10 protein-coding genes are annotated in these 12,845 nt (G+C 49.2%); 9 read left to right on the plus strand and 1 reads right to left on the minus strand.

Annotated features, from left to right (window positions below):
- Window positions 1-165 precede the first annotated feature (165 nt).
- From CLOSYM_RS02405 to fliB, 8 genes are all read left to right on the plus strand, one after another.
- Window positions 166-1,107 carry a lactate/malate family dehydrogenase gene (locus CLOSYM_RS02405; RefSeq protein WP_003508572.1) on the plus strand — a complete coding sequence of 314 codons (942 nt, stop codon included), beginning with the start codon at window positions 166-168 and terminating at the stop codon, window positions 1,105-1,107.
- A 17-nt stretch (window positions 1,108-1,124) separates the two neighbouring features.
- Complete coding sequence (locus CLOSYM_RS02410; protein ID WP_003508573.1) at window positions 1,125-2,237, plus strand: iron-containing alcohol dehydrogenase family protein; 1,113 nt, start codon at window positions 1,125-1,127, stop codon at window positions 2,235-2,237.
- A 383-nt stretch (window positions 2,238-2,620) separates the two neighbouring features.
- Window positions 2,621-3,793 carry an amidohydrolase gene (locus CLOSYM_RS02415; RefSeq protein ID WP_003508575.1) on the plus strand — a complete coding sequence of 391 codons (1,173 nt, stop codon included), beginning with the start codon at window positions 2,621-2,623 and terminating at the stop codon, window positions 3,791-3,793.
- A 39-nt stretch (window positions 3,794-3,832) separates the two neighbouring features.
- Entirely contained in the window at window positions 3,833-4,744 is a 912-nt protein-coding gene (locus CLOSYM_RS02420; protein WP_003502073.1) for a transporter substrate-binding domain-containing protein, read from the plus strand.
- A 161-nt stretch (window positions 4,745-4,905) separates the two neighbouring features.
- Window positions 4,906-5,568 carry an amino acid ABC transporter permease gene (locus CLOSYM_RS02425; protein ID WP_003502071.1) on the plus strand — a complete coding sequence of 221 codons (663 nt, stop codon included), beginning with the start codon at window positions 4,906-4,908 and terminating at the stop codon, window positions 5,566-5,568.
- The gene (locus CLOSYM_RS02430; RefSeq protein ID WP_021640804.1) at window positions 5,561-6,283 is read left to right on the plus strand and encodes an amino acid ABC transporter ATP-binding protein; all 723 of its coding nucleotides are present in this window, start codon (window positions 5,561-5,563) and stop codon (window positions 6,281-6,283) included. The genes CLOSYM_RS02425 and CLOSYM_RS02430 overlap by 8 nt, the downstream gene beginning before the upstream one ends.
- A gap of 94 nt (window positions 6,284-6,377) precedes the next feature.
- Window positions 6,378-7,565 carry a pyridoxal phosphate-dependent aminotransferase gene (locus CLOSYM_RS02435; protein WP_044902066.1) on the plus strand — a complete coding sequence of 396 codons (1,188 nt, stop codon included), beginning with the start codon at window positions 6,378-6,380 and terminating at the stop codon, window positions 7,563-7,565.
- Window positions 7,566-7,770: 205 nt separating this feature from the next.
- Entirely contained in the window at window positions 7,771-9,075 is a 1,305-nt protein-coding gene (gene fliB / locus CLOSYM_RS02440) for a flagellin lysine-N-methylase (protein WP_021640806.1), read from the plus strand.
- 189 nt (window positions 9,076-9,264) lie between these two features.
- On the opposite strand, the gene CLOSYM_RS02445 is transcribed toward fliB, so the two are convergent.
- The gene (locus CLOSYM_RS02445; protein WP_021640808.1) at window positions 9,265-10,641 is read right to left on the minus strand and encodes an MATE family efflux transporter; all 1,377 of its coding nucleotides are present in this window, start codon (window positions 10,639-10,641) and stop codon (window positions 9,265-9,267) included.
- A gap of 255 nt (window positions 10,642-10,896) precedes the next feature.
- On the opposite strand from CLOSYM_RS02445, the gene CLOSYM_RS02450 reads away from it, so the two are divergent.
- Entirely contained in the window at window positions 10,897-12,186 is a 1,290-nt protein-coding gene (locus tag CLOSYM_RS02450; RefSeq protein ID WP_003502058.1) for an aspartate aminotransferase type Ic, read from the plus strand.
- The last annotated feature ends 659 nt before the right edge of the window (window positions 12,187-12,845 follow it).

The raw sequence follows: 12,845 nt of genomic DNA on the forward strand, positions 1-12,845 counted from the left end.
GCGTCCTCCAACCTCAGTTAAATCTCCATAGTGTTAACTAGATGACATTGATGGCTGAACTGTTACAAAAATCTTTCCCTCAGCGATTGACACGCAATCGTTCTGTTCCTATAATAATGGAGAAATAAGGAGCGGGAAGGAATACCGTCAGCGAGGAGAAAAATGATGTCAAAGAGAAAAACAGTGATAATCGGGGCAGGGCATGTGGGAGCCCATGTGGCCAGCGCCCTTATGATGCAGGATATCTGTGAGGAAATCATCCTGCTGGATACGGATGCACAGAAGGCGTGGTCCCATGCCGTGGATCTTCAGGATACGGCATGCTATGCAGGAAAGAATACCACGGTCCGCAGCGGCGGATATGAGGAGCTTGGGGATGCGGATATCTGTGTAATCAGCTACTGCGGAGCGATATTTAAGGAGAACAGGCTTGAGGAGCTGGAGGAAGCTCTGAATATAGCCGATGAGATTATACCAAAGATTCAGGCATCCGGCTTTCAGGGGGTGGTCGTGTCAATCACAAACCCCTGCGATTTAGTTGCCCTCTACTTTGCAATGCACCTGGAGCTTATGGTGGTGGGGACGGGCACTGCGCTTGATTCGGCGCGTTTCCGGATCAGAACGGCCCAGGCGCTTGGTGTGGCTCCGGCCGATGTGGACGGCTTCTGCGTAGGAGAGCATGGCGACAGTCAGGTTCCGGTCTGGTCCCAGGTCAGGGTAGGAGGCCGTTTCCTGGAGGAGCTGGAACAGGAAAAAAGAGAGCTGTTCGGCCGTTTTAACAGAGATGAGATAGAGAAGGCGACCATAGAGGCGGGATGGAAGATTCTGACGGGAAAAGGCAGTACCGAGTACGGTATCGGAGCCGCCGCGGCTTCGCTGATTCAGGCGATTCTGACAGACAGCCGCCGTGTTCTTCCTTGCTCATGGCAATATAAAAAAGATGAGAACAGTCCGGTAATTTACACCAGCATTCCGTCTGTAATCGGTGCGGGCGGAGTGATCGGACGAATTGCCCCGGCGCTGTCAAAGGAGGAAGCAAAACGTTTTGATGAGAGCTGCCGCCTGATGGAAAAGTACAGGGCAGAATACCTGGATATCAGGCAATAAAGTACGGAGGAAATAAAATGGATGCAGTGACAAAATTATTCGCCGGGTATACGATAGGAGATGAATCATATCGGCAGGTAGACCGCTTTTGCTCTCCTTATGGAAAACGTGTGCTTTTGATAGGCGGGGAGACAGGAATGTCAAAAGGGCTTCCTGTCCTTTGCGAGGCCCTGAAAGCGGCGGACAGCAGACTGGAAATTGTGGATGCGACCGTATACGGAACAGAATGTACTTATGAAAGAATCCGTGAACTGAGCAGTCTCTATAAAGATAAAGCGATTGATATGGTATTTGGAATGGGCGGCGGCAAGGCGATGGATACGGCAAAGGGAGCCGCATATGAGCTGGGGGTACCGGTCTTTACTTTTCCGACGATACCTTCCAACTGTGCCTCCATGGCGGCACTCTCCGTCGTGTACAGAAAAGACGGGGGGTTTGACAGTTTTTACTTCTTCGAACGCCCGGCTGTCCACTGCTTTATTAACACCGATATCATGATTCATGCCCCGAAGATGTATTTTCGAGCCGGTATGGGGGATACCATTGCAAAATATTTTGAATGTCATTTTTCCGCAAGAGGGGATGAGCTGGATTACCATTCGGCCCTGGGCAGGGAGATAAGCAATCTCTGCTATGAGAGAATCAGAACCTATGCGGGAAAAGCTCTGGCGGAATTTGGCGAAGGAAAAGCAGGGGAAGCGTTCACACAGGCAGTGCTGGCGATAACGGTAAACACGGGACTTGTATCTCATATGGTGGAGGACTGCTATAATTGCGCGCTGGCCCATGCCGTATGCTACGGTCTCGATCTGATTCCCGGCGTGGCGGAACGTTTTCTGCATGGAGATCTGGTAGGGTATGGAATTTTAATCCAGCTGGCTGTGGACGGTCAGTCCGGAACGCTTGCAAAAGTGAGGAAACTTTTAAAGAGTATGGAGATTCCCGTGACGTTGAAAGAAATGGGAGTGGCGCTGGACAAAGAATTTCTCAGGGATATGCTGAAAGAGTCGGTGAGCGGCCCGGATATGGAACATATTCCTTATCCTGTTACAGAAGATATGGTTTGGGAAGCCGTCTGCAAAGTGGAGGCATGGTGTAACAGTTCAGACAAGTCTGTGCATTTGCAGTGATGACCGTACGAAAAGGCAGTGGAAGCGAGCATCCGGGTGACTGAAGCAGGCCGTTCATAAGCTGTCGTTCCTCAATTATGCATAATATTGTGAATAAATATGAACAAAATATAATAGAAAAACATATTTATGCAGGAATTCCACTTTGGATTCCTGCATAATCATTGTAAAGCGCCATAAAGCTTTAATTTACTTTAAAATCCTTTATTTACAAAGGTTAAATGAAAAAACAGCCAAGAGGATATTACACTAAATATACAAAAAAATGAGGAAACATGCGGAAAAATCAGTAAAAAAACAAGTTGACAACGGATTGCTATGGTGTTATTATTATGCACATAAAACTTATATATATTCAAAAATAAATAGAAAAGAGAATATTTATGCTTGATGAATCTTTAAAACAAAAGCTCTGGGAGGCGGAGGATGAGATTGCATCCTGGGCGGAAGAGATAAGCAATAGTATATTTATGCACCCCGAACTGGGAGACCAGGAATTTTTTTCCTCCGAATATCTGACCGGGGAAATCGCGAAGCTGGGCTTTGAGGTTGAGTTCCCTTATATGGGAATTCCGACGGCATTCCGGTGTGAGCTGGGAGACGGGGACGGACCGGCGGTCTGTTTTCTGGCAGAGTATGATGCGCTTCCCGGATATGGCCCTGGCCACGACACACCGGCACATGCCTGCGGACATAACTGGATTGCAGCCAGCACCTTTGCAGCCTGCGCGGCACTGGCAAAGATTAAGCCCCTCTTTAAGGGAAAGATTGTATACATAGGAACGCCTGCCGAGGAAAATACAGGCAGAAAAGTCAATATGGCGGACCAGGGTGCTTTTGACAAAATGGCGGCGGCATTTCAGATGCATCTGAGCCAGGAATCCAGTGTCAATACAGTTGCTTTGGCCATGACGGATTTCATTTTTGAGTTTCACGGCGTTGCGGCACACGCATCCAGCAATGCCCAGAACGGAATCAATGCCCTGGAAGCCTGCAATCTGACAATGGCGGGAATTAACGCACTGAGACAGCATCTGGAGCCGGACGTCAGAGTCCACTATACGGTGATGAACGGCGGAATGGCTCCGAATATCGTTCCGGACTATACATCCATGGCGGTCTTTGTGAGGGCAGGCCAGAAGGATTATCTGGAGGAAGTAATCGAAAAGGTATTGAACTGCGGCAGGGGAGCCGCCCTGATGACCGGCGCAAAGTTCTCGTTTAAGAGAGCGGAAAATACGTACTTTGATATAAAACGCAATGATAAATTGAACGCGATTATGACAGAACAGCTTGCTGGGCTTGGAATTACGGACCTGGCGGACGGAGACAGATATCATTCCGGCAGTTCCGACATCGGCAATGTGTCATATGCATGTCCCACCTGTTATTGTACATTGGGTGTAGGCAGCATGACAAAGGCCGGGCCTCATGAGGAGGATTTCTTGAGAATCGTCGATTCTGAGGGCGCCCACGAATTAATCCACACAGCGGCAAAAGCCATGGCAGCCACCGCTCTGGAGGTTTTACTGGGAGCAGATATCTCAGAAAGTTAAAAAAGTGTCAGCCCCTGAAAGGCGGAATGGAGGAGAATTATGAAAAAGTTATTAGCGGTTTTATTAGCAGGAACAATGGCGCTCAGCCTCGCGGCATGCGGAGGCGGCAAAACAACAGCCGGTACGGCTACAAAAGCAGCGGCAGATACGACGGCTGCAGGCACGGAGAATGCGGCAGCAGAAGGAAAGGAAGACGCGGGTACGGAACTGACCGGCCGTCTGAAAGCGATAAAGGAGGCAGGTGTATTAAAGGTAGCCACCTCCCCCGATTATCCGCCGTATGAGTTTGAAGATATCACAAAAGACGGCCAGGATAAATATGTAGGGGCCGACATGGAGCTGGCAAAATATATTGCCGACAAGTTAGGCGTAAAACTTCAGATTGAGGCCATGGCATTTGATGCCTGTATGGCGGCGATCGGCCAGGGCCGCGTGGATCTCACCATCTGCGGCATGGTACCGAAGGAAGAGCGGAAGACAACAATGGATTTCAGTGATGTCTACTACAATGACGGCGATCAGGTAATCGTAATCATGAAAGACAGCGCCGATCAGTACAAATCACTTGCCGATTTTGCAGGACAGAGCATTGCCGCCCAGAACGGAACTCTTCAGTATGATCTTGTTACAACACAGATTCCGGATGCCAAATGTGAAGTGGTCAGCGCCGTAACCGATGGAATTATGATGTTAAAGACAGGGAAGGTGGCAGGCATTGCCCTCGCAAGCGTAGCTGCAGACAATTATCTTGCCAACTATCCGGATTTAGTTGAATGCAGTCAAAAATTCGACTATACTTCTCTCGGCGTAGTGGCAGGCGTTGTAAAGGACGAACCGGAATTCCTTGAAGAATTAAACGGCATTATCAAGGAAGTGGTTGACAGCGGAATCTACTATCAGTGGATCGAGGAAGCAAGCCAGTTATCGAACGAGATTCAGGGAGTGAAATAATTTCCGGTAAGAAAATGGTTGACAGGAGTGGCGGAGTGTCCGGCAAAAGCCGGTACCTCCGGCACCCCTTTTATTGAAGGCGGAGACCTGTACGCGGAGCGTGCAGGTTATCGTATGTCCGGTGCAGGGATGGGTCCGGAATTTAGAGAATGGAGGATAATATGGTAGGTAATATAACGATGCTGGTGCAGAAATACAGCGGCTTATTCCTGGAAGGAATGGGCTATACGCTGCTGCTGGCTTTGATTACGGTAACGTTCGGCACTGTGCTGGGAACGCTGGTTGCACTGGCGAAGATGGGAAAGTTTAAAGTGCTTTCGTTTCTGGCAACCGCTTATATTGAGATTATGAGGGGAACCCCGCTGCTGCTGCAGCTGTATCTGTTTTATTTCCTGGTGCCGCAGATGCTGCCCTGGGAACCGTCTAAATTCACCTGTGTATGCACGGCCCTCGTATTGAATGCTACGGCCTATGTGTCCGAAATCATCAGAGCCGGAATCCAGGCGGTGGACCCGGGCCAGATGGAGGCAGCCAGGAGCCTTGGATTAAATACATCCCAGGCTATGAAAAAAGTAATTCTTCCCCAGGCGCTTAAAAATATTCTTCCTGCCCTGGGCAATGAATTTGTCACGGATATCAAAGAGACTTCCCTTGCGTCCACATTCTTCCTCGGGGATCTTATGACGACCTTCCGTACGCTCAACGGAGCTTTATATCTGACGCTGGAACCGCTTATCATCGTCGGAATCATTTATTTCCTGCTGACCTTTACGCTCAGCAAGCTGATTGCAGTATTCGAGAGGAGGATGGCAAGCAATGATTAGGGTAGAAAATCTGAAAAAAGACTTCGGCAGGCTCCAGGTATTAAAAGGTGTGACGGAAGAGATCCGGCAGAACGAGGTGGTGTCCATTATCGGCCCGTCCGGTTCGGGAAAAAGCACGCTGCTGCGCTGCCTGAATCTTCTGGAGGTTCCAAGCAGCGGCAAAATTTTTTTCCACGATGTGGATCTGACGGATAAAAAAGTGGATATAAACGTACACCGGCAGAAGATGGGAATGGTATTCCAGCATTTTAACGTATTTCCCAACATGACGGTGGAGGAGAATATAACGATGGCACCCGTGCTGCTGGGAAAAAAGAACCGCGAGGAAGCGCATATCATGGCCGCAGAGCTTTTAAAACGGGTCGGCCTGTATGAAAAGGCGGATGTCCGCCCGACAAAGCTGTCCGGCGGTCAGAAGCAGCGCCTTGCCATCGTCCGCGCCCTCGCCATGGAACCGGAAGTAATGCTCTTTGACGAGCCGACCTCCGCTCTTGACCCGGAGATGGTCGGGGAAGTTCTGGCTGTTATCAAAGAGCTGGTGACAACGGGACTCACCACTGTGATCGTAACCCATGAGATGGGCTTTGCGAAAGAGGTTTCCGACCGCGTGTTGTTCATGGATGAAGGAATCATAGCAGAAGCAGGTATTCCGGAACAGATATTTGGGGATCCGAAGCAGGAGAGGACCAAGGATTTCCTGAGCAAGGTTTTATAATAAATACGGATTCCCGATCAGGGAAATCAGGGTTACTGTTCACACGGTTGTGTCCCGCGAGGCGTGAACAGTAACAAATCAGGAGGAGAAGATTATGCCAAGATTAAGTGACCGCGTCGGAACATTTACTGATTCCGTCATCAGAAGAATGACGAGAATCAGCGACGCGAAAGAAGGTTCTATCAATTTATCACAGGGATTTCCGGACTTTGATCCGCCGAAAGAGATTACCGATGCTCTGGCAAGGGCCGCCGTGGAAGGGCCTCACCAGTACAGTATCACGTTCGGGGCCGAGAATTTCCGCGAAGCGCTGGCAAAAAAGCATGGCAGCGCCATCGGCCGCGCGATTGATCCCGATAAGGAGATCGTCGTGACCTGCGGCGGCACCGAGGCGATGATGGCTGCGATGATGACCATATGTAACCCAGGGGATAATGTAATTGTATTTTCCCCATTTTATGAGAATTACGGGGCTGACGCCATTTTATCCGGCGCCAATCCGATTTATGTACCCCTGATTCCGCCGGAGTTCAACTTTGACCGTGCGGTTCTGGAGGATGCATTTAAACAGGGAGTTAAGGCAATTATCGTCTGCAATCCGTCCAATCCCTGCGGAAAAGTTTTTACAAGGGAAGAACTCCTATATATCGGTGAGCTTGCGAAAAAATACGATGCATACGTCGTGACGGACGAAGTGTATGAACATATCATTTTCAAACCGAATGTACACGTCCATATGGCAGGGCTTCCGGGGATGTATGAGAGGACAATTACCTGTAATTCCCTCTCCAAGACATATTCTATTACGGGATGGCGGCTGGGTTATCTGATAGGGCCGGAGGAAGTGATTGAGGGGGCAAAAAAAGTTCACGATTTCCTGACCGTCGGGGCAGCGGCGCCGCTTCAGGAGGCCGCAACCGTCGGACTGAACTTCGGACCGGAATATTATGAAGAGCTTCAGCGCATTTATACGGAGAAGAGAGATTACTTTGTGGCAGGTCTGGACCGGATCGGACTTAAGCATACGGTGCCTCAGGGTTCTTACTTCATTCTGATCGACATCTCCGATTTCCTGGCGCTTCCCCAGTTTGAGGGGTATACTGATTTGGAATTCTGCGAGTGGATGATCAACAGCTTCGGCGTGGCCGCGGTTCCGGGTTCCAGTTTCTTTAAAGAGGAAGTGAACCATCTGATCCGGCTTCATTTTGCAAGACAGAAGGAGACCCTTGATGAGGCCCTGATCCGTCTGGGTGAGATGATGAAGGTGCTGGAACAGAAATAATGCGGGAATTTAATGGTTACTATTCGCGGGTAGCATCCCGCGAGGTGTTTTTTGTGAGTGCAGCGAAGCGAAAGTCACAGAAAACCCGAGTTACACGGCGCGAAACGGCGTTTTTTGCCGTTTCTGTGCATCGCGAAGCGTGTTACTGTTTACGGAACCGCGCTTTTCGACGGGCCGTAATAGTAACATTTAATGGAAAGGAAATATGGAAAAGATAATCACGGTGCGCTATCCGCACTATTATAAAAAATTTTCCTGTACAGGCTCCCGGTGTGAAGACACCTGCTGCGCTTCCTGGGGCGTCTCCATAGACCCCGTTTCTCTCCGGAGGTATCGGAACGTAAACGGAGAGTTCGGGAGACGGCTCAAAAATTCCATAGACAGTAAAACGGGCAGCTTCCTCCAGAAAAACGGAAGATGCCCGTTTTTAAATGAAGGGAATCTTTGCGATATCTATATCTGCCTTGGGGAAAAAAGCCTGTGCAGGACCTGCCGCGATTTTCCTCGTCACAGGGAAGAGTACGGACCGTTACGGGAAGTCAGCCTGTCATTGGCCTGTCCTGAGGCGGCCGGACTGATACTGGGAGAACAGGAAACTTCCGGGGAGAAAACGGGAACGGATGAATTTTATCTGCGCAGAAGGAGAGTCCGGATAGAGCCGGGGAAGGCGGTTTCCAGTTTACCGTTCCCAGGCAGTATTGCGCGAGGTGGTTTCGAGCGTATCCCGCACGAAAATCCCGGGTTAGAGGTGGACGGGAGACTGCTGAAACAGCTCATTAAAGTGAGAAATGCCTTTTTTACCATCCTATCCTGGGAGGATACGGCCATAGAAGACAGAATGGCAATGATACTGGCGCTGGCCCATGATGCGCAGGGAAGGCTCCGTAACCGGAAGGGCATAAGGGCGGAGGCCGGCGGCCGGAAGAATATGGACAGCCTGACGGCGCGTTATCTTCTGCCGGAGAACCGGGCCCGCTATATTTCACGGCTTACTTCTTATAGAAGAGATGGGAACGGCAGGGTCAGGGACGATTTGATGTGCCTTTTCCTGGAACTGACCGATACCCTTGAGACAGTCTCCGAACAGTGGAAGAATATGGTCAGGAGGTATACAAAGCTTTTATATGCTCCTGAAGACGGAATGGGTGGGCCGGGGGGATACGAATTTCATGAAATGCTGAATGAACTTAAAGCCGTATATCCCGCGTTCGATTCCGATATGGCACAGCTGATGAGATATTTCTTATATACGAATGTGCTGGGCGCCGTCTATGACGGCCGGTTACTGGCCGCTGTAAAAATGGCCGTGTTTAACTGCCTTATAATCAGGGAGATTGACCTGGGAATCTTTGCGGAGACAGGCAGCTTTACACGAAAAGAACAGATATTGACGACCCACCTCTGGTCAAGGCAGTTGGAGCACTCGGATTATAATCTGGAGAAAATGGAGCGGTTTATGAGGGAACACAGGGCCTTGGGGATAAAAAAACTGATGCTCTGTATTGGTTGAGAGATGGTAATTTCCCGTCTGATGAAGCTGCTGGAGCAGGAATAAAAGTATAATCGAAAAAAGTCCGGTACCGCCATCTAAGGCTTAAGATGGCAGTCCGGACTTTCTTTGAATACGGCTATCTGTGCGAAAAGCGTGCCGGTTATCGTTTGATGCCGGTAAGAGCGTACAGGTTATCGTATGAATCTTTTAATTATTATCGTTTTTCAGATTTTTAAGTTTTTTCACATAGATCCTTCTGAAAAGAATCGTAGTGAGCGTAACGGAAATCAGTTCCGCGAGCGGAAAGGAATACCAAACTGCGTGGAGCCCTGCCACACGGGCAAATACATAAGCCAGGGGCAGAATGCACAGAAGCTGTCTGGCTACCGATACGATAAGGCTGTAGACGCCGTTGCCCAGCGCCTGGAAGACGGAGCCGAGGATGATACAGTAGCCTGCGAACAGGAAGCTGGTACTGATGATGCGGAGGGCGGGAACGCCTACCTCCAGCATGTGATCGGACGCATTGAACAGCTTCAGCAGGCCTTCCGGGAATACCTGGAAAATTATGAGGCCAATCAGCATGATGCCGACGGCAATAAAGGTGCTAAGCTTGATGGTATCCATGATTCTCTTTTTATGTCCGGCGCCGTAATTATAGGCGACAATCGGAATCACGCCGTTGTTCAGGCCGAAGATGGGCATAAAGATAAAGCTCTGGAGCTTGAAATAAATACCCAGGACGGAGACGGCCGTCTCGGAAAACATTATCAGGATTTTATTCATTCCGAATGTCATGATAGATACGATGGACTGCATGACAATAGAAGGAACACCGACTTCATATATCTTCGCTATAATACGGCCGTCAGGTTTGAACCCTTTAAATGACAGCTGTACGTCGCGGTTTTTCTTATGGTTGAACCAGACTGCGAGAATCATGGCGATTATCTGCCCCGTCACCGTGGCAATCGCAGCGCCCCGGATGCCGAGCCTTGGAAAACCGAAGAAACCAAAAATCATAATCGGATCCAGAATAATATTGATGATGGCGCCGGTTCCCTGGGTCACCATGCTGTAGATAGTCCGTCCCGTGGACTGCATAATACGTTCAAAGGTCATCTCCATAAAGATTCCGAAGGAGAAAATGAGACAGATGGTAAGATACTGCGTCCCGAACTCCACAATCTCCCTGTTTTCAGTCTGGCTGGCAAAGAACAGGTGGGAACCGAAGATGCCCATCAGGGCAAATACAAGATAACTGACGAAGGCCAGAAATACGCCGTTGACGGCGGAGAGGTTGGCCTCTTTCTGGCGTTTTTCCCCAAGGGAGCGGGAGAGCAGTGCATTGATACCGACACAGGTACCGGATGAAACTGCAATCATCAGGCTCTGAATAGGAAAAGCAAGTGAAACTGCCGTCAGGGCATTTTCACTGATCTGGGCGACGAATACGCTGTCTACGACATTATATAGCGCCTGAACCAGCATAGACGCGATCATGGGCAGCGACATGGAAACCAGCAGTTTATTGACCGGCATGGTTCCCATTTTATTTTCATTTGAATGGGCTGTAGCTGACATATATTATCCTCCTGTTAATTAGCGTGCTAACAATTACAGCATCATGCATTATAGCATTCTGCGGGGAAACATGTCAATGTTATAATTTTTTATACAAAAATCGACACATATTTATAGAAAAATACGCTTGTCAGGCGTTCTGTATTTATGCTATCATTATCTTACTGCCTTCCGGCGATTGTTTGGAAAAAAATACAGGCCGGGCCTGAGAGGGCCGGAAGATGGATATTGGAATGATTAAGGAGGAATTTGAGGATGAAGCCATACAGCGAATTAACAAGAGAAGAGTTGTTAGAGCTTAAGAAAGACCTGTCTGCCCAGTACCACGCATTTCAGGGGAAAGATTTGAAACTCGATATGTCGCGCGGTAAGCCAAGCGTTGAGCAGCTTGATTTATCCATGGGGATGATGGATGTGCTGAACAGCGATTGTGATTTAACGTGTGAAGATGGTACGGACTGCCGCAATTACGGTGTGCTTGACGGTATCAGGGAAGCCAAAGAGCTGCTTGGCGACATGATTGAAGTTCCGGCTGACAATATTATTATTTACGGAAACTCCAGCCTGAATGTCATGTATGATACGATTTCCCGTTCCATGACACACGGAGTAATGGGTAATACCCCGTGGTGCAAGCTAGACAAGGTTAAATTCCTGTGTCCGGTACCTGGTTATGACAGACATTTTGCCATCACCGAGTATTTCGGTATCGAGATGGTCAATGTACCGATGACCGAAGAAGGACCGGATATGGATATAGTTGAAGAGCTTGTATCCAAAGATGAGAGCATCAAGGGTATCTGGTGCGTGCCGAAATATTCCAACCCGACAGGCAATTCCTATTCGGATCAGACCGTTCGCCGTTTTGCAAGGCTGAAACCGGCCGCTGCCGATTTCAGGATTTACTGGGATAACGCATACAGCGTACACCATTTATATGATGACGATCAGGATAACCTGATAGAAATTCTGGCAGAATGTAAGAGAGCAGGAAATCCGGATCTGGCTTATAAGTTCTCTTCCACATCCAAGATTAGTTTCCCGGGTTCCGGAATTGCGGCGGTTGCAACTTCCCACAACAACCTGGAAGATATCAAAAAGCAGTTAAGAATGCAGACGATCGGCCATGACAAGGTAAACCAGCTTCGTCATGTACGTTATTTTAAGAATATCCACGGCATGGTGGAGCATATGCGCAAGCATGCCGAGATTTTAAGACCAAAATTTGAGGCGGTCGAGGCAATTCTCGAGCGTGAGCTGGGAGGACTTGGAATCGGTTCCTGGACCAGTCCCAAGGGAGGATACTTTATTTCCTTCGATTCCATGGACGGCTGTGCCAAAGACATTGTGGCTAAGTGCAAAAAGGCCGGGGTTGTGATGACCGGAGCCGGAGCTACTTATCCTTACGGCAAGGATCCGCATGACAGCAATATTCGTATTGCGCCGTCTTATCCGCCGCTGCAGGATCTGATAACCGCTACGGAACTCTTTGCTCTCTGTGTCAAGATTGTCACCGTTAACAAGCTTCTCGGTGCAACGAAATAAGAGCGTAACAGCATAATTTGTAACGGTTCAGACAGCATGAACGGTTACTGTAATTTGCGGTTTAAAGTTGTATGGGCCTTCTGCAGTGCCGGCGGCCCATACAATTTTTTTGCTGATTGGCGGTGAGAGATTTAATTGAGCAGGTGAGGACGCCGCCGCAGGCCAGCGGACGGGGTGGTGTATATGAGTCTTTCGTCCTGGAGAAAGATTGTCGTGGTTTGGGGCTGCGGGGAATATATAGTCTGCGGTGCACGTTCCCACTCTGTGGAATGCATAGCGGATGCTAGACTCGAAAGCACCTCGTCAAGCACCGATGGATTCCAAAGGCATCCGCAGACTATATCTTCCCCTCCGCCCCAAGGTCAGGTTATCGCCGGGACGAAAGACTCCGCCGGGTGTATCGGCCCCGTCCACTGGCCTGCGGCCGCAGATTGTCTCACGCGTTAAGTGCGGGGCGGACTTGTCGTGGCCACTCAGCGCTACCATAATGGTTATATATGGTGACATGTAGTTGTTTGAGTATATTGGTATTTTTGTTGTATTTGCTGCATTTGATTTTTGTAATAGTTTATAATAGATTGAGCGGAATACCGGAATAATATCACCGGATTTTACATTGGCCAGTCGGAAACACGTAGTGGCCGCGACAGGGCCCTCCC

Origin of the sequence: [Clostridium] symbiosum ATCC 14940, assembly GCF_000466485.1 — a bacterium.
Classification (GTDB): domain Bacteria; phylum Bacillota; class Clostridia; order Lachnospirales; family Lachnospiraceae; genus Otoolea; species Otoolea symbiosa.

Excerpts from the sequence above, each read along its gene's own strand:
- CLOSYM_RS02415 (WP_003508575.1), top strand. The coding sequence starts at position 2,621 with ATGCTTGATGAATCTTTAAAACAAAAGCTCTGGGAGGCGGAGGATGAG.
- CLOSYM_RS02445 (WP_021640808.1), bottom strand. The coding sequence starts at position 10,641 with ATGTCAGCTACAGCCCATTCAAATGAAAATAAAATGGGAACCATGCCG.
- CLOSYM_RS02435 (WP_044902066.1), top strand. The coding sequence starts at position 6,378 with ATGCCAAGATTAAGTGACCGCGTCGGAACATTTACTGATTCCGTCATC.
- CLOSYM_RS02405 (WP_003508572.1), top strand. The coding sequence starts at position 166 with ATGTCAAAGAGAAAAACAGTGATAATCGGGGCAGGGCATGTGGGAGCC.
- fliB (WP_021640806.1), top strand. The coding sequence starts at position 7,771 with ATGGAAAAGATAATCACGGTGCGCTATCCGCACTATTATAAAAAATTT.
- CLOSYM_RS02430 (WP_021640804.1), top strand. The coding sequence starts at position 5,561 with ATGATTAGGGTAGAAAATCTGAAAAAAGACTTCGGCAGGCTCCAGGTA.
- CLOSYM_RS02450 (WP_003502058.1), top strand. The coding sequence starts at position 10,897 with ATGAAGCCATACAGCGAATTAACAAGAGAAGAGTTGTTAGAGCTTAAG.
- CLOSYM_RS02420 (WP_003502073.1), top strand. The coding sequence starts at position 3,833 with ATGAAAAAGTTATTAGCGGTTTTATTAGCAGGAACAATGGCGCTCAGC.
- CLOSYM_RS02410 (WP_003508573.1), top strand. The coding sequence starts at position 1,125 with ATGGATGCAGTGACAAAATTATTCGCCGGGTATACGATAGGAGATGAA.
- CLOSYM_RS02425 (WP_003502071.1), top strand. The coding sequence starts at position 4,906 with ATGGTAGGTAATATAACGATGCTGGTGCAGAAATACAGCGGCTTATTC.